The 24,969-nt window shown below is 65.2% G+C and carries 20 protein-coding genes; 9 read left to right on the top strand and 11 right to left on the bottom strand.

Annotated features, from left to right (window positions below; genetic code table 11):
- Positions 1–83 precede the first annotated feature (83 nt).
- On the bottom strand, positions 84–1,121 hold the full coding sequence (locus ACU4IU_RS09595; protein WP_446656571.1) for a DUF2332 domain-containing protein: 1,038 nt from the start codon (positions 1,119–1,121) through the stop codon (positions 84–86).
- 330 nt (positions 1,122–1,451) lie between these two features.
- Here ACU4IU_RS09595 and ACU4IU_RS09600 point away from each other — a divergent pair, with 330 nt between their 5' ends.
- Positions 1,452–2,816 carry an MFS transporter gene (locus ACU4IU_RS09600; protein WP_446656572.1) on the top strand — a complete coding sequence of 455 codons (1,365 nt, stop codon included), beginning with the start codon at positions 1,452–1,454 and terminating at the stop codon, positions 2,814–2,816.
- A gap of 43 nt (positions 2,817–2,859) precedes the next feature.
- Positions 2,860–4,296 carry an FAD-binding oxidoreductase gene (locus ACU4IU_RS09605; RefSeq protein WP_420095479.1) on the top strand — a complete coding sequence of 479 codons (1,437 nt, stop codon included), beginning with the start codon at positions 2,860–2,862 and terminating at the stop codon, positions 4,294–4,296.
- Between the two features lie 80 nt (positions 4,297–4,376).
- Here the strand turns inward: ACU4IU_RS09605 and ACU4IU_RS09610 are convergent, their stop codons facing one another.
- Positions 4,377–5,261, bottom strand: coding sequence for a LysR family transcriptional regulator (locus tag ACU4IU_RS09610; protein ID WP_446656573.1), 885 nt, complete (start codon positions 5,259–5,261; stop codon positions 4,377–4,379).
- Positions 5,262–5,394: 133 nt separating this feature from the next.
- Here ACU4IU_RS09610 and ACU4IU_RS09615 point away from each other — a divergent pair, with 133 nt between their 5' ends.
- Positions 5,395–6,306, top strand: coding sequence for a DMT family transporter (locus tag ACU4IU_RS09615; protein WP_446656574.1), 912 nt, complete (start codon positions 5,395–5,397; stop codon positions 6,304–6,306).
- Positions 6,307–6,356: 50 nt separating this feature from the next.
- Here the strand turns inward: ACU4IU_RS09615 and ACU4IU_RS09620 are convergent, their stop codons facing one another.
- Positions 6,357–7,370, bottom strand: a complete 1,014-nt coding sequence (locus ACU4IU_RS09620) for a siderophore-interacting protein (RefSeq protein WP_446656575.1) — start codon at positions 7,368–7,370, stop codon at positions 6,357–6,359.
- A 221-nt stretch (positions 7,371–7,591) separates the two neighbouring features.
- Between ACU4IU_RS09620 and ACU4IU_RS09625 the strand changes: the two genes are divergently transcribed.
- Complete coding sequence (locus ACU4IU_RS09625) at positions 7,592–8,572, top strand: ABC transporter substrate-binding protein (protein WP_446656576.1); 981 nt, start codon at positions 7,592–7,594, stop codon at positions 8,570–8,572.
- 31 nt (positions 8,573–8,603) lie between these two features.
- A complete protein-coding gene (locus ACU4IU_RS09630) occupies positions 8,604–9,959 on the top strand; it encodes a D-serine ammonia-lyase (protein ID WP_446656577.1) in 1,356 nt (451 codons plus the stop codon).
- A 34-nt stretch (positions 9,960–9,993) separates the two neighbouring features.
- Here ACU4IU_RS09630 and ACU4IU_RS09635 read toward each other — a convergent pair whose 3' ends face one another.
- Positions 9,994–13,119, bottom strand: coding sequence for a hypothetical protein (locus ACU4IU_RS09635; protein ID WP_446656578.1), 3,126 nt, complete (start codon positions 13,117–13,119; stop codon positions 9,994–9,996).
- A 173-nt stretch (positions 13,120–13,292) separates the two neighbouring features.
- On the opposite strand from ACU4IU_RS09635, the gene ACU4IU_RS09640 reads away from it, so the two are divergent.
- A complete protein-coding gene (locus ACU4IU_RS09640; protein WP_446656579.1) occupies positions 13,293–14,183 on the top strand; it encodes a hypothetical protein in 891 nt (296 codons plus the stop codon).
- A 67-nt stretch (positions 14,184–14,250) separates the two neighbouring features.
- Here ACU4IU_RS09640 and ACU4IU_RS09645 read toward each other — a convergent pair whose 3' ends face one another.
- Positions 14,251–15,669 (bottom strand): APC family permease, encoded by a 1,419-nt coding sequence (locus tag ACU4IU_RS09645; RefSeq protein ID WP_446656580.1) that lies wholly within the window; start codon positions 15,667–15,669, stop codon positions 14,251–14,253.
- A gap of 100 nt (positions 15,670–15,769) precedes the next feature.
- Here ACU4IU_RS09645 and ACU4IU_RS09650 point away from each other — a divergent pair, with 100 nt between their 5' ends.
- Positions 15,770–16,162: a hypothetical protein gene (locus tag ACU4IU_RS09650; RefSeq protein WP_446656581.1), complete on the top strand. Its 393-nt coding sequence runs from the start codon at positions 15,770–15,772 to the stop codon at positions 16,160–16,162.
- On the opposite strand, the gene ACU4IU_RS09655 is transcribed toward ACU4IU_RS09650, so the two are convergent.
- On the bottom strand, positions 16,098–17,024 hold the full coding sequence (locus ACU4IU_RS09655) for a LysR family transcriptional regulator (protein WP_446656582.1): 927 nt from the start codon (positions 17,022–17,024) through the stop codon (positions 16,098–16,100). The two genes, ACU4IU_RS09650 and ACU4IU_RS09655, sit on opposite strands and share 65 nt — an antisense overlap.
- Positions 17,025–17,167: 143 nt before the next feature.
- On the opposite strand from ACU4IU_RS09655, the gene ACU4IU_RS09660 reads away from it, so the two are divergent.
- Positions 17,168–18,538: an aromatic ring-hydroxylating oxygenase subunit alpha gene (locus ACU4IU_RS09660; protein WP_446656583.1), complete on the top strand. Its 1,371-nt coding sequence runs from the start codon at positions 17,168–17,170 to the stop codon at positions 18,536–18,538.
- Positions 18,535–19,809 carry an FAD-binding oxidoreductase gene (locus ACU4IU_RS09665; RefSeq protein WP_446656584.1) on the top strand — a complete coding sequence of 425 codons (1,275 nt, stop codon included), beginning with the start codon at positions 18,535–18,537 and terminating at the stop codon, positions 19,807–19,809. Before ACU4IU_RS09660 ends, ACU4IU_RS09665 begins: the two co-directional genes overlap by 4 nt.
- 9 nt (positions 19,810–19,818) lie before the next feature.
- Here ACU4IU_RS09665 and ACU4IU_RS09670 read toward each other — a convergent pair whose 3' ends face one another.
- From ACU4IU_RS09670 to ACU4IU_RS09690, 5 genes are read right to left on the bottom strand one after another with little or no spacing between them, the layout of a single operon-like run.
- Positions 19,819–21,360, bottom strand: coding sequence for an ABC transporter substrate-binding protein (locus tag ACU4IU_RS09670; RefSeq protein ID WP_139467529.1), 1,542 nt, complete (start codon positions 21,358–21,360; stop codon positions 19,819–19,821).
- A complete protein-coding gene (locus ACU4IU_RS09675) occupies positions 21,360–22,181 on the bottom strand; it encodes an ABC transporter ATP-binding protein (protein ID WP_139467528.1) in 822 nt (273 codons plus the stop codon). Before ACU4IU_RS09675 ends, ACU4IU_RS09670 begins: the two co-directional genes overlap by 1 nt.
- Positions 22,178–23,008, bottom strand: coding sequence for an ABC transporter ATP-binding protein (locus ACU4IU_RS09680; protein WP_139467527.1), 831 nt, complete (start codon positions 23,006–23,008; stop codon positions 22,178–22,180). Before ACU4IU_RS09680 ends, ACU4IU_RS09675 begins: the two co-directional genes overlap by 4 nt.
- A 2-nt stretch (positions 23,009–23,010) precedes the next feature.
- The gene (locus tag ACU4IU_RS09685; protein ID WP_139909407.1) at positions 23,011–23,940 is read right to left on the bottom strand and encodes an ABC transporter permease; all 930 of its coding nucleotides are present in this window, start codon (positions 23,938–23,940) and stop codon (positions 23,011–23,013) included.
- Positions 23,941–23,951: 11 nt separating this feature from the next.
- Positions 23,952–24,890: an ABC transporter permease gene (locus ACU4IU_RS09690; protein WP_139467525.1), complete on the bottom strand. Its 939-nt coding sequence runs from the start codon at positions 24,888–24,890 to the stop codon at positions 23,952–23,954.
- Positions 24,891–24,969 lie beyond the last annotated feature (79 nt).

Consider the following 24,969-nt stretch of genomic DNA (forward strand, 5'->3'; position numbering starts at 1 on the left):
CGACGTCTGCGCTCTGCCTTGAACGAGCCTCCTGGGGGCGTCGACTGCTTGAGCACGGCCCCGATTCCGAGCGGGTCGGCGCATCAGGGGATCACCGCGATGCCGACATAGCTCTGCCCGTGCGGTCCGGTCAGAGCGACAGCTTGGCCGTCGACGCTGAGCACGAATCGCCCATCGGGCTCGATCCCGAGTGTCTCGAGCTGAGCGCGAGTGTCAGGCAGAACGCCGGCGCCCTCATTGCTGATCCACACGACGTCGTCGCGCGATTGCATGAGCGAAGCGAAGCGGGCACGCGCCTCGGCGTCGACATAGGCCAGCACCGCACTGTGGAAGACGATCGGTTGGGTCCCGGCTGGCACCTCGGCAAGTAGGGTTTCGACGGTGTCGAGCAGGTCGCCGCGGACGAGGTGCGGGGGATCGGCGGCCGCGACCGAGGCAGCGGCGAGGAGGCGCTCCCGTCTCGACTCATGCTCCGGCCAGATCAGCGAAGTCAGCCATTCCCGCTGGTCAGCATCGGTGATATCGAGAGGATTGAGATCGATTCCGGCCCGCCACGCGACCTCGGGGAGACGGTTCGGCACGGCAGTGTTCGTCAGTTCGCATTCGAGCACGGCCGGGCTCGGACCGTCCGCGGGGTCGAGAGTCGTCGACTTCGCGGAATCTGAACCGGACGACCCGGCCGCCTCGGTGACGGTGAACCTGTAGCTGTACCGGTCAGGGTAGAGGCAGAGCCCCGCTGAGGCGCCGACTTCGATGAGTGCAAGCGGTCCTGGAACCCGTGCGAGTGCTGGAAGGAGCGTCGCGCAGCGACCCGCCTCATTCGTCTGGGTCGACCGGGCGAGCATGAGCTCGCGGACCTTCGCCCAGTGATCAAGCAGCCATGCACGCAGGTCAGCATAGGAGCCTTCGCCGGCGCCGAGGTGGCGGGCTGCGCCGAAGAGCAGATTGGCTTGGCGCTTCGGTCGGGGCAGTTCGAGCAGGCGCGAGAGGATCTCGTCATCCGCGGCCACTCCCTCGGCCCATGCGGCGTAGATCGGGGAGGTGTCGGCCGCTTCGAGGCGGGCGAACTTGCCGTAGTAGTCGCGCAGAGTCTCGGCTTCGAGTTCCGTCATCGGCTGCATGTCGCCCTCCTCGCAATGGTATCCGCGCCTCAGTGACTTCATCGTACTGAACAGTTGCCCGACGGCGAGCGGGCAACCGAAACGTCGTTCAAGGCGGAACGCGGATGTCGAGTCGAGCACGGTTCGACATCCGGGCGCCGGCTTGAACGAGCCGATTGAAGTCCCCGTCCCGGTATTCGGTACTTTTGCTGCGAACGCTAGGTCAGCCGCCGGCGCTGTCGTAATGTGTTGCCATCATGCGCCGACGACCATGTTCGCGGCGCATCCCCGCGCCACCATAGCGCTGCCATTGCGCCACCACCGTGGCCCGACTTGATCGAAGGAGATCCCATGTCATCCGAGGTGAGCCCGCCGACCAGCGGACAGACCCCCGCCGATTCGGCACTGGAGAAGAGGACCCTGCGCAAGGTCCTCATCCGTCTCATCCCGTTCGTCATCGCGATGTACTTCATCAACTACCTCGATCGGACGAACATCGGCATCGCCGGACCGGGCGGAATGAACGAAGACCTCGCGATGAACGCGACCCAGTTCGGGTTCGCCGCAGGCATCTTCTTCTTCGGCTACCTCATCCTCGAAGTGCCCTCGAACCTCGCTCTGCACAAGTTCGGCGCCCGCATCTGGCTCGCCCGCATCCTCATCAGCTGGGGCATCGTCGCCGCGGCCATGGCATTCGTGCCCAACCACGGCTGGCTCTACGTGCTGCGGTTCCTTCTCGGAGTCGCCGAGGCGGGATTCTTCCCGGGCATCATTCTCTACCTCACGTACTGGTTCCCGACCTCGATGCGCGCGCGGGCCACGGCTCTGTTCATGCTCGCCATCCCGCTCTCCAGCGTCGTGGGTTCGCCCCTGTCGTCGTGGCTGATCTCCAGCGGCAACTCGATCTTCGAGAACTTCGCCGGCTGGCGCTTCATGTTCATCATCGAAGGCGTGCCCGCCGTTCTCCTGGGCATCATGTGCATCTTCTACCTCACCGACCGCCCGCGGGACGCGAAGTGGCTGAGCGCCGAAGAGCGCAACTGGCTGCAGTCGACGATGGACGCCGAGGAGAAGAGCAAGGAAGAGACCTTCCACTACCCGGTCCGCCGGTCGCTGCTCCAGCCCCGCGTCTGGGCCCTGTCATTCGTCTACTTCGGCATGGTCTACGGCCTCTACGCCATGAGCTTCTTCCTCCCGACGATCATCGCCGGCTTCCAGGAGTCTTTCGGCGTCGAGTACTCGATCGTCGAGATCGGCCTCATCACGGCCATCCCCTATGTCTTCGGTGCCCTGGCCATGTACTTCTGGTCCCGGCACGGCGATCGCACGGGTGAGCGTGTGTGGCACGTGGCCATCCCGCTGTTCATCGGCGGTGTGGCGATCCCCATCGCCCTCTACCTGTCCTCACCGTTCACCACGATGATCGCCGTGACGATCACCTGCATGGCGATCTGCGCCGCCCTGCCGACCTTCTGGCCGCTGCCGCAGACCTTCCTCGCCGGTGCCGGTGCCGCCGCGGGACTCGCGCTCATCAACTCGCTCGGCAACTCCGCGGGCTTCTTCGCCCCCTACATCACCGGTTGGCTGGCCGATCTCACCGGAACCCAGAATGCCGGCATGTGGGTCGTCGGCGCGGCCATGGTCGCCGCCGGCATCGTCACCCTCATCCTCCGGGCCGCACCCGCTCCCGATAACCTGGACGTGACGCTGAAGTGACGGCCCGCCGTCCGCCTTCGACCCACCGATCCGAGGAACAGAATTGACGACCCCGACGTCCACCGCACCCGACTTCCCCGCCCTCGACCCGGTGGCGCTCGACGACCTCACAGCGAAGCTGAGTCCGGGTGCGCTGACGACTGACCCGGATGTCATCGACGCCCACTCGAGCGATGAGGCCCTGTTCTGCCCGCGCGAGGGGGCGATCGCCCTGGTCAGGGCCGCCTCGGCGGAAGACGTCCAAGAGGTCATGGCCTTCGCCAGCGCACATCGGGTGCCGGTCGTCCCGCAGGGGGCGAGATCCGGGATCTCGGGAGGCGCGAACGCCTCACCGGGAGCGATCCTGCTCAACGTGTCGAAGATGAAGGACGTCGTGGCCGTCAACGAGGCAGAACGTCTCGTCACCGTCCAACCGGGCATCATCAACCAGGACCTCAAGGACCACCTCGCCCCGTTCGGACTGTCCTACCCGCCGGACCCCGGATCGGTGGCACTGTCATCGATCGGTGGGAACATCGCAACGAACGCCGGCGGACTCTGCTGCGTGAAATACGGTGTGACCAGGGACTACGTGCGCTCACTCAAAGTCGTACTCGCCGACGGGACCATCACCACGCTCGGCCCGCAGACGGCTAAGGGCGTGGCCGGACTCGATATGCGCCATCTCTTCATCGGCTCCGAAGGCACCCTGGGCATCGTCGTCGAAGCGACGCTGCGCCTCGTGCCCGCCCTGCCCGAGCCGTTCACCGCGATCGCGACCTTCCCGGATGAGCGCAGCGGACTGCAGACCGTCGCCGACTTCATGGCCGGCGGCGGGGTGCCGAGCCTGTTCGAATTCCTCGACGGGGCCAGCCTGCGCATGCTCAACGACTACGGCGACTTCGGCCTCGACGGCGATGCCGGGTCGATGCTCATCATGCAGGTCGACGACAACCCGACCGATGCGGAGGCCGCGATGTCGACCTTCACCGAGGTGGCCCAGCGCTGCGGTGCCCTCGACGTCGCGTACTCCGACGACCCGAGCGATTCCGCGGCTCTCATCACCGCCCGGCGGATGATCCAGCCGGCCTACGAGAAATTCGCCAACGCTCACGGCGGCGGTCAGCTGCTCGACGATGTATGCCTGCCGCGCACCGCCGTGCCCGAATTCTGTGACCGTCTGGCCGAGCTGCGGTCATCATCCGGACTCGAGATCGCCCTCGTCGCGCACGCCGGCGACGGAAATATGCACCCATCGGTGTTCTTCGACTCCGGCGATGCGGCCGAGACGGCGAAGGCCGAAGGGGTGTTCGCTGAGATCATGCGCGTCGGCCTCGAACTCGGCGGCACGATCACCGGCGAACACGGGGTCGGGTTCCTCAAGCGCGCTTGGCTGCCGAACGAACTCGACGAAGGATCACGACGGATCCAGCTGGCCGTGAAGAACGCGCTCGACCCGCTGGGCATCCTCAACCCAGGGAAGATGCTCGCCGAGATCTGAGCGCAGTCGGACCGCCAGCAGAGGGCCCATGAGCTGCCGAGGCGCACCCTCGTGGCAGGAGGCCGGCGGTCTTTCCATCGTCAGCCGGTGGCGAGCTCGCGCAGGGCTGTGACCGCATCCTCGATGAGTTCCTGCTGCGGGTGGCCCGGATCGCTGATCGCGTGGATGAAGCGGATCGGTTCGGGCGCCGCCAGCCGGATGATGGCCACCCCGGGAGGCAGGGGTTCGACACCGAGCCGCGGGAGGATCGTCAGACCCAAACCCCGACTGACCATGTGCAGGGCAGTGGCGAAGCTGTGAGCCTCGTGCTTGAAGTGCACCGCCACCCCTGCACGTGCGCAGGCGTCGAAGAGGATCGTCCGACACGGACCGTCGCCGGTGTCGTTGTCGATCCAAGGATGATTCTCCAGCTCGTCGAGGCTGACCTCCGGACGCGAAGCCAGGGGGTGATCGTCGGGCACTGCGACCACATACGGATCCTCGGTGAGGAAGTGGCTCTCCACCTGCGATGGGAACACGGGATCCTCGGAATCTGCGATCACGACCTGGACATCGGAGTGGAATTCGTTCCAGGGGCCCTCTGCCAGGTTGAGCTGCACGGCGACATCGGGATGGCGGTTCTCGAGGTAGGAGACGAGTTCGGGCATCCACTGGGTGCCGGCCGTGCCGAAGTACCCGATCGACAGGCGTCCGATCCGATTCTCATGCAGGTCCGAGATGCGTTGGCCCAATCGCCCCGAGCTCTCGAGCACGGAGTCGACGTCGGACATGATCGCCGAACCGGTGTCGGTCAGGCACAGGCCGCGTCCCTGTCGCTGAAACAGAGTCAGACCGGTCTCCTGTTCGAGAATCTTGAGGTGATGGCTGACCGCAGACGGTGAGAGACTGAGATGTTGTGCGGCGGACCGGACGGACCCGGTGAGTGCGACCGATTTGAACGACTTCAGGTGGGCAACGTTGTACACAGTTGAACCGTACGCACATCACGGACAGTTGTGCAATAGTGTGCGCTTTTCTTTCACGATCATGCGACGAATAATCGTTCCTATGAACAGATCAGCCCTCAGTCCTCGAGTCGCGAGTCCAAATCCTCACCAGATGACAGCGCCCCGCGTCCTGCCCTGGATCGCTGCCCTGCTCACCATGACGTTCTGGGCGTCATCATTCGTCGTCATCCGCGATGCCGGCGAATTCTTCTCACCTGGTCCGATGGCGCTGCTGCGCGGCGCGTCCGCGGCTGTGGTGCTCTCCGCGTGGATGCTCTTCCGCCGCCCCCGATTCCCCTCCGGCATGGTCGTCTGGCTGATTCTCGTCCTGTGGGGAGTCGCCTGGTTCTCTGCCTACGTCGTCGTCCTCAACGCTGCGGAACGGTCGATCGATGCCGGAACCGCCTCGATGATCGTCAATATCGCACCGCTGATCATCGCCGTCTTCGCCGGCCTCGTCTTCGGAGAAGGGCTGCCGAAGCGCCTGCTCATCGGCATCATCGTCTCTCTGCTCGGAATCGGGCTGATCACGGCAGCCAGCTTCACCGGCTTCTTCACCGTCGGCGGTCTCGTCCTCAGTCTCGTCGCCGCAGTGCTCTACGCCGCCTGCGTGCTGCTGCAGAAGCACTTCCTGTCCGGAGAGGACTCGGTGACCGTGACCTGGATGGGAATCCTCATCGGCGCACTCGTCAGTCTCGTCTTCGCCCCCGGCCTCATCGACGAGGTGGCCACGGCACCCATCGAGATGACGCTGCAGATCATCTACCTGGGAGTCGTACCGACCGCTATCGCCTTCAACCTCTGGGGATATGCGCTCAAGCATCTGCCGGCAGGTCTGCTCAGCTCTTCGAGTCTCCTCGTCCCCGCCATCGTCGTCGTGATGGCCTGGATCGTTCTCGGAGAGGTCCCGCCTCCGCTGGCCGCGGTCGGTGGCGTGCTGTGCCTGGCCGGAGCGGCTGCCGCGATCGGGCCGCAGATCATCGGAGCTCTGCGACCGTCGCCGGCTCAGCCCGGCAAGGTCTGAGAGTTCAGTCAGGCAGAGTCTGAAGGCTCGGTCGAGCTGGGTCTGAGGGCTCAGCCCTCGGCCTTGCCCTGACGCCAGTAGCCCATGAACGCGATCTGCTTGCGGTCGACCCCGACTTCCTGCACAAGGTAGCGGCGCAGTCGCTTGACCGGTCCGGCCTCTCCGGCGATCCACGCATAGAAGGGGCGGTCGTCCTTGTCCGTCGCACTCGAACTGCCCTGAGCCGCCTCGGTGAGGGCCGCGGGAACGTCCCAGAGGATCTCTTCGTCGATGTTGACATCGTCGAGTTCCCGGACCTGACCATCCGGCCCGCCGGCCGCCCCCGCCGCTCCGGCCCCGACGGGGATCCGGGTTTCTGACCGAACTGCCTCGCGGACGGCAGGTTCGAGCAGCTGACCGAAATCGGCCTCCCCGCGTGGCAGCCATTCGATCTCGAAGCCGGTGGGAGCGGTGATATCGATGATGTCCTCGGCGCTCGGGACCTCGAGAACGGCCTTGCCCTGTGCCTGGCTGTCCTTGAGTGAATCGAGGATCGAGGCGATGGCGGGCACGGCGGTCTCGTCGCCGGCGAGCAGGATCTGGTGGGCATCCCCGGGGGCGAACTCGATCCCGGCGCACGGAGTCTCCGAGGCGCGGGAGGGCCCGATGATATGGAGGCGGTGCCCCACCTCGGCGGCCTCGGCCCACTCGGCTGCCGGGCCCGAGTGGCCGTGCTCATCGGTGTGGAGGACCATGTCGATGACGAGTCTGCGCTTGGCATCGTCCCATTCGCGCACGGTGTAGGTGCGCATCGCGCCGCGCTCCTCGGGGCTGACCTGCAGCCAGGCCTGGTACCAGGACACTCCAGCGGCTTCCTGCTCGGTGAGGAATGCCGGCAGATCGAACTGCGGCGAGGCGGCACGCTGAGGAGGGATGACGAGTTTGATCCGCAGATCACGAGGGTGGGTGTTCGGGCCGAATTCCTCGAGTCCCGCACCCCCGAAAGTCACCCGACGGAAGGACGGGCTGAGGTCTTCGACGGCGAGGACCTCTGCTTCGAAGGCACCGATGGGGGCTCGTGACACTGATTCTCCTTCGCATCCCCAGGACCATGTGGCCGTGAGGGCGTCCCCGCGGGGACGCGTTGTTTTCGTGTGTGCAGCTGTCGTGGATATGTCAACATCCGCAACGCTACTCTACTCTAATTTAGTAAGGCTAGCCTTTCCAAATAGTGCTACGGTGGTCCCGGCGTCACTACAGGCGCACCAGTTCCGTCCCTGCGGGGACGCCCACCGAAAGGCTCTTGATGCGTCGTCGTCAGCTCCTTGCCCTGTCCGTTCTCGCCCCGTTCGCCCTCGTCGGCTGCCGCGGCGAAGCCGATGGCGATGCGGGTGACGGCGCTACCGGCACTGCGGGCAGCGTCCCGAACTTCACGTATTCGCCCGAAGGCTATGACGGGCTGACGATCGAACTCGACCGTCCGGCGAAGCGCATCGCCGCGGACTTCTATTCGGCAGCCGGACTCGCGCAGTACGGAATCACGCCGGTCGCGGTCTTCGGGTTCGGACAGAACGAGTCCCCGGGCAAGTCGTTCGACTCGGAAGGAGTCGAGGTCGTCGGCACCGATATGGAATTCGATATCGAGGCCCTCGCGGTTGCCGAGCCGGACATCCTCGTCGCCTACGGCAATGAGGCCGGCGACGGGTGGACCTGGTGGGACGAGAAGGTGAAAGGCCAGGTCAGCGAGCTCGTGCCGTTCGTCCCGGTCAAACTCGGCGGGCAGGGTCCCGACGCGATGTTCGCTCAGTACGCGGCCATCGCCGAGGCGCTGGGCAAGGACACGGACACCGGCGCCATCGCGGACAAGCGGAAGGCCTTCGACGACGCTCGGGCACGCATCCGCAGCGTGGCGAAGAAGCAGGACCAGCTGACAGTGCTGCTGGCGAACTTCACCGCGGAGATCAACTACACCTCGAACTCCTTGGGCATCGCCGAGATGCTCAACGAGGACGGGCTCACCCTCGTCGGCCCCGATGCCACGGGAGAGAGCAGTTGGGCAGAAGTCTCCTGGGAGAAGATGTCGGACTACCCGGCCGACGTCGTCCTCGTCCACGACGCCTCGACCGACTACGAAGACAACCCGGTGTACAAGAGCCTGCCCGCAGTCAAGGAGGACCAGCTCGGCACCTGGGACGACAAACGCGCCTACACCTATGACGGCTACGCGAAGTGGCTGAACGAACTCGGCGACGTCCTCGAATCCGCTAAGAAGATCGTCAAGAGCTGAGGCCCGCACCCCGCCGGGCTACGATCGGTGCATGACCGACCTGCCTGACGAACTCAGCACCGACGAGATCATCCGGTCCCTCGCATCGGGTGCCCCGACCACATGGCTCCGCTCCACGGGCACCGAGGCGGCCCTGCCCGACCTCGGCGACGTGATGGATTTCGCGGCGGCCCGGTTCGACCGCTTCGCCCTCTGGTTCGCAGAGACCTTCCCGGAGACGGCGACCGTTCCGGCCGAGCTCGCATCGGCGTTTCCAGACGTCAGCGGCGGAATGATCGAATCGGCTCTCGTTCCGGCGCCTGCGGCGCAGCACCGCCTCGACGGTCTGTTCGGATCCGAGCTGGGCGGACGGCTGTGGCTCAAACGCGACGACTCCCTGCCGGTGAGCGGGTCGATCAAGGCCCGCGGCGGCTTCCACGAGGTGCTCGAATTCGCCGAGGCGGTCGCCGCCGATCACGGACTCGACGCTCTTGATCCCGCCACCTATTCGACTCTTGAGTTTCGTGAGATCGCCGCGAACCACCGCATCGTCGTGGGCTCGACGGGCAACCTCGGGCTGTCGATCGGGATTCTGAGCGCTCGCCTCGGCTTTGCCGCCTCGGTGCATATGTCCGCCGACGCCCGGGAATGGAAGAAGACGAAGCTGCGCGACCACGGGGTCGACGTCATCGAACACGCCGGTGACTTCGTCGAAGCCGTCGAGGCCGGCCGTGCCTCGGCTGAGGCCGCCGAAAACACGCACTTCGTCGACGACGAGGACTCGAAGAGCCTCTTCGCCGGATATTCGGTGGCTGCCCTTCGGCTGGAGCGCCAGTTCGCGGCCGCCGGCGTGACCATCGACGAACAGAATCCGCTCACCGTCTACCTGCCGTGCGGAATCGGAGGCGGCCCCGGGGGAGTGACCTTCGGGCTCAAACGGGTCTTTGGTACGGCAGTGCGCTGCATCTTCGTCGAACCGAGCCAGGCACCGGCGATGTTCCTCGGCGTGCGCACAGGCCGGCACAGCGGAATCTCCGTCCAGGACATCGGACTGTCCGGAGCCACCGCTGCCGACGGACTGGCAGTCGCCCGCCCCTCACGCTTCATCGGACCGACGATCGGGCCGCTCATCTCAGGCTTCGCCGCGGTCCCCGACGAAGTCATCCGCGCGGGAGTCGGCGTGCTCCATGAGACCGAAGGCATCGATGCCGAACCCTCCGCGACTGCCGGGCTGACCATTCCATGGCGGATGGGCCAGGCGGCGGCTCGGTCCGCGACCGGCGTCCACTTGGTGTGGCTCACCGGCGGGGCGATGGTCCCCGGCGACGAACGCGCCGCCTACGTTAGCGAAGGACTGGGAATCGTCGAACGGATCAGCAGCCCCGCCTCGGCGATCTTCGTCGACTGAACGGCGTGCCCTGGGCCGGGTCACGCGGCCTCGGTCACCAGCCCCAGGGGTCGTCGTTGACGGTGATGACGATCTTGCCGTCGACGATCTCGGCCGTGCCGTTGAGGTCGAAGGTCACGGTGTCATCGAAGGGTTCGGACTCGTCGAACAAGTCGTAGCTGCCGGTCACGAGCGCCTCACCGGAGGTGTCGGAGGAGATCAGCCACGCCGGACCGCCGTTCGGACCGGTCGCGTCCTCGGGGTTCGAATACTGGTCGGCACCAATGGAGTCATCGGCGACGGTCACCGTCGGATACGACGAGATCGACCAGGTGAGGCCGGTGGCGTCATAGCTGTCGGCCAGCGAGGATCCGAACGGGCACCCGTCGGGCTGGGCGACCGTCTTCTTCGCGCAACTGTCGATGAGGGTCTTGACCTGCTTGTCGACCTCGCTGCGGAACGCGTCCGAGGGATGGGCGGCGAGCAGCGGCGTGTCCTCACCCTCCATGTTCGCGTCATCGCCGAGGAACGCCCGCACCTCGACCGCGTCTGCGGTGATGAGATGGGACTTCTCGGCCAGGTCGATCGTGTAGAGACCGGGGAAGGCCGGCAGAGACAGTGCCGACCCGTCGCTGTCGACGTCGATTCCGTTGACCTTGACCTTCTTGAGGCCGGGAGTATCGACAGTGAGAGTGAGCAGGTCGGGGCTCTTGAGCGTCCAGTCGTCGAAGAACAGCGCCTTCTTTCCGGCTTTGTGCAGGGTCAGCGTGCTGTCGCCCTTGGAGCCGCCGACGTCGTAGGTGACCGCGACCGTCGCCGTGTCTCCGGAGATCTCGGCATCCTCGACGGTGACATCGTCGGGCAGTGCCTTGGAGCCGCCGAGAACATCGTTGGTCAAAAGGGTCCGTGACTCCTGCGGAACGTCGACGTCGGCGACCTCGAGGGCACCCTCGGCGTCACCGTCGGAGAGCTCCGAGAAGTACTTCTCGACTGTCGCCTCGGGACCGAACATGTGCCCGTTGAGCTGCGTGACGACGATGAGTGCCGCCACGAGGAGGAGGACGGCACCTCCGGCGACGGCCGATACGAGCGTCGTCTTCTTCTTGTCGAAGGGTTTGGCCGGACCCGCGTACGGCCGCGCGGCATACATTCCCTGCGGAGCCGAGTTTGACTGCTGCCCGGCTGAGCCCTGCGGCGTCGAATAGGCGGGCTGGTCGGCGACACCCTGCGGGTAGGCATAAGGCTGCTGGTCGGACGGGGTCGGATGCTGCTGCGGACCGACCGGATCAGAGAACTGCTGCGGACCCTGCTGGAGATGGGGCGGTCGGCCCTGCGAGTCGAACGCATTCGGCGATGCGGGCGGGCCCTGATGGCCGACAGGTCCCTGCGGTCCGAACCCGCCAGGGTCGTGCGGTCCGACTTCGCCGGGGCCGGGAGCAACCGGCGGTGGCGTCGGGGCGGCGGCTCGAGCCAGATCGGGATGGATGAACGCGAACTGCGGTTCGCTCATGCCCAGGTATGGTCCCCAGTGCGGGTGCACGGTCCGTCCGGCGGCGATCCGCGCCACGGCCGGGAAGGTGAGGGCGAGTCGCGGGCCGAGGGTGCGCGAAAGCACCTCGATGATCCCGCCCCAGAGGGCGAAGATGAGAAACGTCCAGGCCAGGGTGCCGATCCCCGCACGGGCCGCACCGGAACCGCCGAAGAACATGGCCGCCTCGGCGGATCCGGACATCGACAGGTTCGCGGGGATGGCCAACAGCGACAGCAGACCCCAGACGAGGCAGAACGCCACAGGCAGCTTCCACGCGCTCGACCACTGCTGCTTGTCCTGCTCGATCACGGTCCAGGCCGGACGCCGGGTGACGGTGGCGACGATCGTTGCGATCAGCACGGCGGCCACGACGACGAGCAGGCCCAGCCACAGCAGCCCGGGAGTCTCGCGGCTGAACATGGTGAGGCTCTCGGAGAAGGTGTCCGAGTACAAGCCCAAGTCGCCTTGGGCGGTGGCGCTGATTCCGCCGAGGTGGGTCAGCGACGTGAGGATGAGGCCCATGTTGACGAACGTCAGCGGCACCAGCTGACCCGGCATCTCGACTGACAGCGGCAGGACGAAGAGCGCGGCGATCGAGAACACGGCCACGGTGAGGGCGAGGTGGATCCAGGTCACCAGCAGAGGCGGAACAGCCCAGCGCAGGAACGGTGCACCGATCGCCTCGGTGCCCTTGAAATGTCCGGCGACACGACCGGCGATGCTCGTGATGAGGATGACGAGCATCGGCAGGAAGAACGATCGGACGGTGACCGCCGAGAAGGTGAAGGTGAACGATCCTTCCTCTTCGAAGGCGGAGGCGCGGGCGGCGAAGATGACCTGGAGGAGGAAGAGCACGAGCGTCATCGCCAGGGTCGCGACCCCGATGCGGATCCACGTGGACACTCGGTTGGGTGCGGGGGAGCGGCGTTCGCTCAATTTCGTCATCCACCACAGCAGACCCACGGTGACGATGGTGACCACCAGGGGTGCGCCGGTGGTGAAGATGCCCAGTTGGGCGTTGAAGGTGTCAGGGGCGTTGATGTCCAAGCGCAACGCCGCCGAACCGAACAGCGACAGAGCCATGAGGATGAACGGCAGGGCGTAGTTGAGGCTGTCGAGGTTGAGGCCGGTCTCCTCGGTCAGCGAGTCGAATTCCGACATCGACGTGAGGATGACGGTGAGGATGATGGAGACGATGATGCCGCCGAGGAGGGCGATCCCCGGCGGGATCAGGGCCGTCTTCCACGTCGCTCCCTTAGCCAGCGCCGAGGCGAATTTCGACTTCGGGGCATTCGCCGGGTAGCCCGGTGGTGCGGGGTAGGGCACAGGACCGGACTGGTAGGGACCCGAGCCCTGCGGGTAGGGGCCTTGCTGGTGAGGGACCTGCTGGTAGGGCGCCTGCAGATTGGGCACCTGCTGGCAGGGGTCTTGTTGGTACGGGTCGACGGTCTGCTCGGTGGTGGGCGTGCCGTCTTCCGGCGGCGCCCAGCGAGCGGTCTCTTCGGTCGCCTCATCGTCCTGAGCTGCAGGATCTTCCGAGGTCTCGGCGGCGTCCGGAACCTCGTCTTCGGGACTCTCCTGGTCCTCGGCGGTCTGATCCTTCGGATCCTCGGCGGCAGTCGGTGTCGTCTCGTCGGATTCGTCGTGCATACCCAGTCCTCAAGTGCAGTTGCCCGACAGCTCCGCAATGTCATTCACATCTAAACAATCAACTGAGCAGATCAAGCATGTGTAGTTCACAACTTATATTAGGCTGTTAATGCAAGAGAAGTTCTATATTGGGACTTTTTCTGAAATACGGCGTGATCGATCTGGAGTGACGGATGAGTACGAACCCTCCCGGGCGCGGGGATGAGAACGAATGGGACGTCAACGACCGGTCGGGAAGCCAATGGTCCTCGCAGCCGGGACCCCCGCCGAGCCCGCAGTCAGGGCCTCAGTCGGGCAATGGTTGGGGCACACCTCCGCCGCCTTCTCAGTCACCTCAGCCGCAGCGTCCCTATATCCAGACCCCGCACTCGCAGAGCGGCCCGCCTCATCGCAACGGTCAGTTTCCTCACCAACAGCCCTACGGCTACGGTCCGGGACCGTATCAGCAGGCCGGACCTCCGGCGCAGAAGAAGCGCGGCGGGCTGATCGCGCTCCTCGTCATCGTCGGCATCGTCCTCGCAGGGGGCATCGGATGGGGCGCGGCGACGTTCTTCTCGAAGGACTCCGAGGACCCCGCCAATGTCGCCTCCACCGATGAGCCGACGAACGCCGCCAGCGATGACGGTTCGGCTGCGGCCAGCAATTCACCTGAACCCACCGAGACCGAATCGGCTCTTCCCGACGACCCGAAGAAGGCACTCAAACAGCTTGCTGACTCCGACGGACAGACTGCGAAGAGCGAACTCAACGGCAAATGGGTGCCGCAGTTGAGTTCGAAGAAGGTCGGCCTCGAAGCCGAGGGAAAGACCTGGGACGAAGAAGCGATCCTCGAAGAATTCGAAGGGCTGCGCGAAGAGTTCCCCCGCGTGAAACTCATCTGGTCCGGCGATTTCAGCAGCTTCAAAGAGGACAACTTCTGGGTCACCGTCGTCGGCATCGGCTACGACGACCCCGATGATGCTCTGTCCTGGTGCTCATCGCATGGCCTCGGCCCCGACAGCTGCTATGCCAAACAGCTCAACACCTCCGGCGGCCACGAAGGAACGACCCGCCTGCAGGACTGAGACTCCCGAGCCGGTCCGTCCGGTCACACCCGCAACCGGCGGCTGAATGATGGGCCGCCGGAACGGCTCAGACGTGGGCGAGCCGCCGGTTGTTCATCGCGAACACCGCAATGCCGATGACGAGCCAGACCGCCCCGATGACCAGGGCCAGCGGGTTTGCGCTGACGAGCACTGCGATGAGCAGACCGGCGCCGATGACCGGAATGACGCCGTGGTTGAACCAGTTGGGAGTCTCGCTGCCCTGCTTCTTCACGAGGAAGTATCCGACCACCGAGGCCTGAAGGAAGATGAACGCCGTCAGCGCCCCGACGTTGACGATCGAGGTCAGCTGGTCGAGACCATCGGCACGGGTCGCCGCCCACCCGGCCACGATCACATTGCCGCCGGCGGCCACGAGGATTCCCTTCCACGGAACACCGGTCTTCGGGGCCACCTCGGCGAGGAATTTCGGCACCTGACGGGATCGTCCCATGTCCATGAGGATGCGGGAGCCTGCGGCCTGACCGATCATCGCGGAGAACGCCGCGCCCACGGCCTTGGCCAAGGCGAGCAGCCAGTGCAGCCACGGGCCGAGAGTCGAGTCGACGGCGTCGTAGTAGGCGGCTCCCTCGAGCGCGGGATCGGCCTGCAGGTCCGCCGGAGTCAACGGAGAGAGCAGACTGCCCACCCAGGTCTGCGCGACGAAGAAGACACCTGCGAGCACGAGGCAGATCAGCGTGGCACGGCCGACGATCCGCGGCCCGCCCTTGGCCTCCTCGGAGAATGTCGCGAGCGAATCGAAGCCGAGATACGACAGGACAGCCACGGACACGGCAGCGAGCACCGCAGTCACGGAGAACGCATCGACCCCGGTCAGCGGGGCCAACCATCCCCGCGTCGGCCCATGCTGCACGAGGTAGGCGATGCCGAGGACGAGGACCAGGGCGAGGACGGCCACCTCGGCGAGGACAACCCCGGTGATCACGCGGGAGGCGACCTTGACCCCGGCGAGATTGAGCCCGGTGGTGAGGATGACGGCCACGGCCACGAACACCCAGACGGGCAGCGCGGGGAAGATCGAGTTCAGAGCGATCCCGGTGAACAGATAGGCGACCGAGGGGATGAAGAGATAGTCGAGGAGGATCATCCAGCCGGCGACGAAACCGGCCGGTTTTCCGATTCCCGCCGAGGCGTAGGCGAACACCGTGCCCGCGCGGGGAACCTCCCGTGACATGCGCATATAGCTGACCGCGGTGAAGGCCATGACGATCGTCGCGACGATGTAGACGAGTGCCACGGCCCCGCCCGAGCGGGCATCGAGGGTGCCGAATACGCCGACTGCGGCCGCGGGACCGATGAAGACGAGTCCGAAGAAGACGAGTTCGCTCAGGCCGATCGTCCGTTTGAGCGTCCCACCTCGCGCCGAGGCGGCCGTGCCCTCGGGTGCGAAAGGCTGAGGTTCGCTGTCGGCCCGGTTGGGCCGATCGTCGGCGGTCATATCGTCCATCGTGGTGCCCGTCTTTCGAAGTATGTGCTTCAACTCTACGCGCAGGTTATGGCGTGGTTTCGAGTCCCCGATAGGATCGGGGGAGACGAAGGAGGCCCGGATGACGTATCACCCGCAGATGATCCAGCCCGGTGGGTTCCCGCCGGGAGGTGTGCCTGCGAAGAAACCGTCCGTGGTGCCGGGAATTCTCCTCATCATCGCCGGAGTCCTCGGCCTCGGGGTGGGACTGTGCATCCTCGTCATCCCGATGTTCCTGTTCCTCCTCGGCGGCGGTGGCAACGTCGACGCCTTCGATGATTTCGCCTCCGGCTTCTACACCACCGGATTCGTAGTGGCTGTCGTATCCGTTCTGGTGCTGATCGCCGGGATCGTTCTCACCACCGTCGTCGCACGGAAGCGGCGTCGAATGCGACCGCAGGTCTGGATGGTCATGCCCCCTGGCGGGCCGCCGTTTCAGCAGACTCCCGGAGGAACTCCAACGCCGAGGCGATGATCGGCTGAGCGCCCGAACCGCGGCGGATGCCTGAGAGGATCTTCCGTGACGGCACCGGATCACCGCGCAGCGGCACACGCACCACATCGAAGCCGTCCGGCAGGCGTGCCAGGCGGGGAATGAGCGCGACCCCGAGTCCTGCCGAGACCAACGACGCCCCCGTCTCCCACTCCCGTGACTGATGGGCCTGTTCCGGTTGGAAGCCGGCAGCCGCGCACGCGGTGCGCACCAGACGGTGATAGGGCGAACCCGACCGGTCGAGGATCCAGGACTCCTCGGCGGCCTCGCTCAATGCCACAGCTGACTTCTCTGCCAGGCGGTGTCCGACGGGAACCAGCAGATCGAGGCGATCGCTGAACAGCGCCGACTGCTCGAAGCGGGGATCGCTGCGCGGCGGCAGCGGGTCGGTGGCCACGACCACGGCGACGTCGGCATGGTCGGAGATGAGAAGGTCGAAGCACTCCTCGGGGTCGGCTTCGATGATCGTGACCTCGGCACCCGGGAATCGCTCCATCACCGTCAGCGCTGTCGGTGGAAGCAGCGCGGCCGCGGCAGTGGAGAAGCCGCACAGGCGCAGCCGCCTGGTACGCGTATCTCGGCCGGTGCCGAGGCCGTCGAGCTCACCCCGGATCTCCTCCCACCTGGTGAAGAGCTCCTGCGAGCGTTCGAGGAGGAGCTGACCGGCGCGAGTGAGGACGAGTCCGCGACCGCGCGGTTCGACGATGCGCACGCCGAGATCTTTCGACAGGCCTCTGAGCTGGTGGGATACGGCCGAAGGGGTGTATCCGAGGCGGTGTGCCGCTTCGGTGAGAGTGTCGACTTCGGCAAGGACCCGAAGGACGTGGAGACGCGGATCGATCATGCAATATTATTGCACGTTTCGGATGAAGAAGATTCGCTTTTCTTCAGCAAACCTCTGGCGGACACTGGGGGCAGGAGCACGAACTCCACGGTCGCGGTTGGCGAAGGGGCCGACAGCAGGCGCGGCCGAGACACGACGAGGTGGTGGACGAATTGACTCTGGCGCCAGAGCAGAAGCGGACCGATTTCAGCACGAGCGGACCCGCTGGGCCGGGTGCGGCTGACGGTTCGGGCGGGCACGGCAGGACCGATATCGACCGGCTCATCGACGAGCGTGTGCCCGGCTATTCGCTGGCGGCGCCGTTCTACATCAGCCCGGAGTTCTTCTCCCGCGATATCGAGGCGATCTTCGCCTCGACCTGGATCTTCGTTGCCTCTGCTGCCGAAGTGCCCGAGCCCGGTGACTATCTCACGGTCGACATCGGCGCCTACTCCGTCATCGTCATTCGCGATGACGACGGTGAGATCCGTGCCCACCACAATGTCTGCCGTCACCGGGGGACTCGGCTGCTCAATGACCTGTCCGGATCGGTGGGCAACATCGTGTGCGGCTACCACCAATGGACCTACACCCCTGCCGGAGAGCTCATCTCTGCAGGAGTTCAAGCTCCCGGCTTCGACCGGAGCTGCTTCTCTCTGCGTTCGGTGAACCTCCGCGTCATCGGCGGGCTCATCTTCATCTGCCTCAGCCCAACTCCGCCCGACGATATCGACGAGGTGGCCGAGGTCATCGAGCCCTATCTGACAGGGCATGACATCGCCGGGACGAAGGTGGCCGCGCAGAGTGACCTCATCGAGGACTCGAACTGGAAGCTCGTCATGGAGAACAACCGTGAGTGCTACCACTGCGAAGCCGGCCACCCGGAGCTGACGTGCACGTTCTTCCCCACCTACGGCTACGAACCAGACGAGATTCCCAAACGCCTGCAGCCGGCGTACCAGCGGTACCTCGACGCAGAGGATCAGCTTCATGCCGACTGCGACCGCAACGGCCTGCCCTATGCCCTCGTCGAGGAGCTGAGCGGACGGCCCACCGGATTCCGGATCGAACGGGCAGCTCTCGACGGGAAAGGCGAGTCGTACACGATGGACGGATCGGCCGCCTCGGCGAAATTGTTGGGTGACCTCGACACCTTCGTACTGGGCCGGGCCTCGCTGCACGTGCAGCCGAATATGTGGTTCCACGCGATGGGCGACCACGTGGTGACGTTCAGCCTGCTGCCGCTCGCCGAGGACAAGACGCTGGTGCGCACGACCTGGCTCGTCCACGCCGATGCGGAGGAGGGCGTCGACTACGACCTCGACAACCTCACGACGGTGTGGCTCAAGACGAACGAACAGGACGCGACCTTCTGCGAACGCGGGCACCTGGGAATCTCGTCGCCGGCATATGTGCCTGGTCCCTACGCACCCACCGAATCGCAGGTCGATGACTTCGTCACCTGGTACATCGAACGGCTCAAGGCCCATAGAGAACAGCGGACCGTGCAGTTGGAAGGAGCTGAGCGACGATGAGGTACCGCCATTCGACATTCGCCCAGGCTGCATCCACGCCCGTGGGCAAGGCGACGTTCCGAGTGCCCACTCGGGGCAGGCGACCCGCAACCGCGGCCGCTGCCCCGCCGGTTTTCGATACGGCAGTCGAGCCCGCGCTCGCCGCGCCGATCGACCGGGTGTCGGCAGAATCAGCTGGTCCCGTGCTCGCCGAACTTCAGCTCGATCCCGAACTGCTCACCGGTCCCGTCGAGGTCACCGGCATCACCCAGGTGACCCACGACGTGAAGACCTTCGAGCTGCGGGCGGGATGGATGAACGCGGTTGACTTCGCGCCGGGTCAGTACGTGACGATGCGCATCCCCGAGCTCGGCCTCGAACGCTGCTACTCGATCTCCTCGGCGCCCTTCGGCACGAACATCTTCACCATCACGGTCAAGCGCGTGCCCGGGGGAGAGGTGTCGCCCCATCTGCACGACAATGTGCGGGTCGGCGATCAGCTGCACGTGGACGGGCCCTATGGACTGTTCAGCACGAGCTTCCACCAGGCCGAACGTCACCTCTTCCTCTCCGCCGGCTCCGGAATCACCCCGATCATGTCGATGGTGCGCAGCCTGCTGGCCAGACAGGGAGGGTTCGGCACGGACATCGTGTTCGTCCACAGCGCCTCGTCGCCGCTCGACATCATCTTCCGCGCCGAGCTCGAACAGCTCGCCGAGGTCGCCGGAGTCAGCGTCACCATCCTGTGCTCCCGGGATTCCGAGGCCGAGACCTGGGCCGGTCGGCGGGGTCGGATCGATGCGTCCACCCTCGCTGAGGTGGTCCCCGACGCGGCCGACCGCGAAACCTTCGTATGTGGGCCGGGTCCGTATATGGAGGCGGTGCGGCCCCTCCTCGCCGAGGCGGGGGTGGCGTCGGTGCGAATGCATGAGGAGTCGTTCGTCTTCGCCACGTCACCTGCCGACCGTTTGGCCAAGGCCGGTGCGAGAGCCAAAGCTGTCGGAGCCGGCGTCGGCGGCGGCACTGGAGTGAGCCACCTCGTCGAGTTCGCGGTCTCCGGGCGCGTAGTCGATTGTGACGAGACCACGACCGTCCTCGATTCTGCTTTGGACGCCGGACTGTCCGTGCCCTCATCCTGCTCGGAAGGCGCGTGCGGAACCTGCAAGTCTGTGCTCATCAGCGGGGAGGTCGAGATGAAGCACGCCGGAGGCATCCGGCCGAAGGAGATCGCCGCGGGCAAGTTCCTGCCCTGCTGCTCGACCCCGCTGACCGATATCGTCGTCGAGAGGTGAGCTGCCTGCTCAGTGCTTGAGCTTCGTCTCCTTCAGCCCATAGGTGCCCAGCACGTAGGGTTCGAAGCCGACGACATCCCGGCTCATTCCGTACAGGGCCCGCTGGTAGGCGATCGGTACGATCGGGGCCTCGTCGGCGACCTGCTGCTGGATCTGGGCGTAGAGCTCGTTCTGCTTCTCCGGGTCCTCTTCGGCCACGGCCTCCTCCGCCCATTTCTCCACCTTGGGATTCGCGTAGCCGGAACGGATTCCGGAGTCGTCGGTGACGGCGAGGAAGTTGATCATCTGCGAGGTGTCGGAGACGTCGGAGGTCGCATAGCTGACCTGAACTTGGAAGTCTCCGTTCGTGCGGTTCGTCGTCAGAGTCGCGTCGTCGAGCTTTTGGACGTGAACGGTCAGGCCGATGTCCTGCCACGCCTGCTGGGCGATCTGCGCCAGCAGCTCACGATCGGCGACACCCGAGGGAATCTGGATGGTGATGTCGATACCGTCTGGATGATCCGACTCCTTGACCAGCTGCTTGGCCTTCTCCATGTCGAACTGGCTGCTGTCGACCTTGTCCGCATGACCGGCGAGGCCCGGTGAGATGAACGAGGTCGCGGGCTCAGCGTAACCGGCGTAGACCACCTCGACGATGGACTTGCGATCGACCGCATACGACATGGCACGTCGCAGCTTGGGATCGTCGAGGCCCTTCTCCTTGTTGTTGATGTTGAAGTAGAGGATCTTCGTTGAGGTGAACGCCTGGGCATTGATGTCCTGTGAGCGCGAGAGCTGACTCATGCTCAATGGAGCAGGCTCCTGATTGATGTCGGCCTGGCCGCCCTGCAGCTGCAGGCGACGAGTGTTGTCATCGGCGACGACGTTGAAGGTCACGGAATCCAGAGAGGGGACGCCGTCCTCCCAGTAGTCCGGATTCTTCACCAGCTCGAGGCTCTGTCCCTTATTCCAACTGCCGACCTCGAACGGCCCGGTGCCGTCTGCGTGCGCTGCCATGTACTCGGCGTCGTGTCCGCCGAAGTCATCGGGGTAGATCGATGCCGCGAACAGCGCCATATAGCTGGGCAGGGGACCCCACGGCTGCTTCAGGTCAATGCGCACCGTGTGGTCATCGACTTTCTTCACGTCTTTGATCGGGTCGAATTCGGCTGCCCAGAGATTGTTCTCATCCTCCTGATCCCGCGCATAGTTCAGGGAGAAGACGACATCGTCGGCGTCGAGGGTCTTGCCGCTGTGGAATTTCACTCCCTCGCGCAGGTGGAAGGTCCAGGACATCTTGTCCTTCGATTCCTCCCAATCGGTTGCCAGCCCCGGTTCGACCCCGGACCCGTCGGGTTTGTTGAGCGTGAGAGTCTCGTAGACCTGCTGGAGCGTCCAGATGTCTTCATTCTGGGTCGTCGTGGGCGGCAGCAGAGTTGTGGCATCGGCGGCGCGAGCGAAGACGAGGTCGCCTCCGGGTCGGGCAGTCTTCTCTCCTGATGAACTGCACCCTGCGAGGACCAGGAGGCAGGCGCAGAGCGCGGCAGTCACCGCTGCGAATCTCTTGGCCATCACCCTTCCCCTCTTCGGATCCGATCGAGGTAAGCGCTGTCGAAGGTGGGTATCGCCTTCAGCAGTGTCTTCGTGTAGTCGTCGCGCGGGGACGTGAAGATCTCCTCGGTGGTGTTCTCTTCGACGAGACGTCCGTTGTGGATGACGTAGATCCGCTCGCACAGCTTCTTGACGACCGCCAGGTCATGGGAGATGAAGAGGATCGACAGGTCGAGTTCCTCGCGCAGTCGGGCGAAGAGTGCGACGATCTCAGCTTGAACACTGACGTCGAGGGCGGAGACGGCCTCATCGGCGACGATGATGCTGGGCTCGACGGCAAGCGCTCGGGCGATCGCCACCCTCTGCCTCTGCCCTCCCGACATAGCGGTCGGGGTGCGGTCGAGGAACTCCTCGGGAAGCCGCACCATCTCCATGAGCTCCGCACACCTGGCCCGCAGAGCGGCACCGGAGGCGAGACGATGATGGCGGATCACCTCGGCGAGGGTCGCCCGCACCGTATAACGGGGGTCGAGGGAGGCGAAGGGGTCCTGGAAGACCATCTGCACGATCCGCCACTGTGCGCTCGTTCGCTTCTGTGCGAACTCCCGACCGTCGACGCTCACCGTGCCGTCGTAGTCGCGCTGGAGTCCGCAGATGACTCGGGACAGCGTCGATTTTCCCGAACCCGATTCGCCGACGAGTCCGACGATCTCGCCCGGGCGGACCTGCAGGTCGGCGGAATCGACCGCGGTGAAGGCGCGGTCACCACGTCCGAAGGTGACGGTGACGTTCTCGGCGCGCAGACCGCGCACCGACGCTGACGAAGGCTGAGTCTCGGTCATCGTGTCTCCTCGGCAAGGCCCGCATCGTCAACGTCCTCATCGATGCGCGGAGTCGCTGTCAGCAGTCGACGCGTGTACTCCTCCTGGGGATCGTCGAAGACCTCCTGCAGCACACCGTGTTCGACGATCTGCCCGTCCTTCATCACACTGATCGACGAGCACAGCTGAGCGACGACCGCGAGGTCATGGGTGACATAGAGCAGACCGAGACCCTCGTCCTGCTGCATGGTGCGGAAGAGATCGAGCACCTGTGCCTGGATCGTCACGTCGAGCGCCGTCGTCGGTTCGTCACACAGCAGCACCTGCGGCTCCTGCGCCAACGCCGCTGCGATCATCACACGCTGACGCATGCCACCCGAGAGTTGGAACGGGTAGTGCCTGGCTCTGCGGTCGGGGTCGGTGATGCCGACACGGTCCATGAGCTCAACGGCGAGGTCGTGAGCCTGCTTCTTCGACAGTCCTCTGCGCTCGGCGATGGCATCGGTGATCTGGCGGCCGACCTTCATCACCGGGTTGAGCGCGATGGCCGGTTCCTGGAACACCATCGAGATGCCGGTGCCGCGGATGCGCTGGTCGAATCGTCCGCCCGGCCCGGAGCTGAGGATATTGCGACCGTCGAACCGGATCTCTCCGTCGACGACGGAGGCGCCGGGCGGGAGCATTCCGAGAATGCTGCGCAGCGTCATCGACTTGCCCGATCCCGATTCGCCGACGAGACCCATCGGCTCACCGGCCTCGAGGCTGATCGACACGTCGTCGAGGATCCGACGCCGTCCGGCCTCTCCGTCGATGTCGACGGTGAGGGAGTCCACTTCGAGGATGGGCATGGTCACCTCTTCGGCTTCAGCGTGTTCGTCAGTCCGTCGCCGATGAGCGCCAGCGCGAAGGACACGATGACGACGGCGAACCCCGGCCACAGGATGAGGCCGTAGTTGCCGGTGCCCATGTACTGCTGACCGTCATTCATCATCTGACCCCAGTCGGCGGTCGGTGGGACGATGCCCATGCCGAAGTAGCTGAGGGTGACGACGACGCCGATGTTGAGCACGATGTCACTCATCGCATAGATGACGCCCTGGCTGACGGTGTTCGGAATGATGTGGCGGGTGAGGATCCGGGGAGTGCTCAGACCCGAGGCACGACAGGCGGAGATGAATTCCTGCTCTCTCAGGACGAGCACCTCGCCGCGGACGATGCGGGCGTAGGCCACCCAGGACACGGCGCTGATGGCGACGAAGATGCTGCCCATTCCGTTGCCCATGACGAAGACGAGCACGATGACCAGGACGTAGAACGGGAAGGCCGAGACGATATCGGCCAGGCGCATGATGACGATGTCGACCCAGCGACCGAAGTACCCGGCCAGCGAACCGAGGACCGTACCGAGGATGAAGGGCACGATGACGGCGACGACAGCGACGATGAGGTCGACGCGACCGCCGTGAAGGAAACGGGAGAGGACGTCTCGTCCGAGCTGATCGGTACCCAACGGGTGCGCGACCGAGGACGGGGCGAAGGTGTTGAGCAGGTCCTGCCGATTGGGGTCGTCGGTGACGAAGAGCGGTCCGACGGCGAGCAGCAGCACCATCGCACCGAGAATGACCGCACCGATCCACAGCTGCAGATTGTGCCGTCGCAGGAATGCCGGCAGGGGAAGCGTGAACCGCGCGGTCGGCGTCGCTCGGGACGCAGTGCCGCCGCGAGTCCGTGGCGGTTTCCCATTGGGGCCACCGGCTCCGGTCGCCGTGGGGGAGGTCATCGGTTCGCTCATCATGCCCCCAGCCGCACGCGCGGATCGACGATGCTGTAGACGACGTCGGTGAGCAGGTAGACGAGGACGACGAGGACACCGAAGATCACAGTCAGCGCCTGCACGACGTCGTAGTCGCGAGCGAGGACGGCTTCCATGAGGAGCGAGCCGACACCGGGGATCGCGAAGACGTTCTCTACGACGAGGGCACCGCCGACGAGGTGGCCGACCTGGATGCCGAGGATCGAAACACCTGTGATTCCGGCGTTGCGGAAGGCATAGTCGATGACCGTCCGCTTCCGGCTCAGACCCTTCGACAGGGCGAAGTTCGTGTACTCGGCCGACATCGAATCGTTCAGTGCCGCCGTGAGGCTGCGGATGAGCACGGGGCAGATCGTCAACGCGACAGCGAGTCCGGGCAGGACGAGGGAGTAGAGGTGCTCACCGAAGTTGCTGCCGTAGCCGCCGACCGGGAAGATTCCCAGGTTCACGCCGAGGACGAGGATGAGCAGGGTGCCGACGAAGAACGCCGGCATGCCCTGGACGGTGGCGGCGAAGACCCTGGACACGATCGCCGAGGCGGCTGATCTCTTTGCGGCCACCCACAGTGACAGCGGGACGGAGATGACGACAGCGAACACCAGAGACACGAGCATGAGCAGCAGGGTGGCCGGCATCCGGAGCTTCAGCAGCTCGAGGACGGAGGTCTGGAAGATGAATGACTGTCCGAAGTCACCGACGAGGAGGCCTGCGAGGAACTGGAAGTACTGGATGATCATCGGTTCGTTCAGGCCCCAGGCCTGACGAAGCTGAGCGACGTTCTCCGGAGTGGCTTTATCGCCGAGGTATGCGGCTGCGGGATCGCCGGGAGCCAGCTTCATGAGGATGAAGGACAGCGTGGCGACACCGAGGACGATCGGAATCATCAGCAGCACACGCCGGAGGATGTACTTGCCCACACCCACCCCTTCGCAGTGTGACCTGGATTACACCTGTCATTCTATTCGCAATATTGCTTGTCGCGGTGGTCCGGGACGC

The organism is Brevibacterium sp. CSND-B09 (assembly GCF_052906525.1).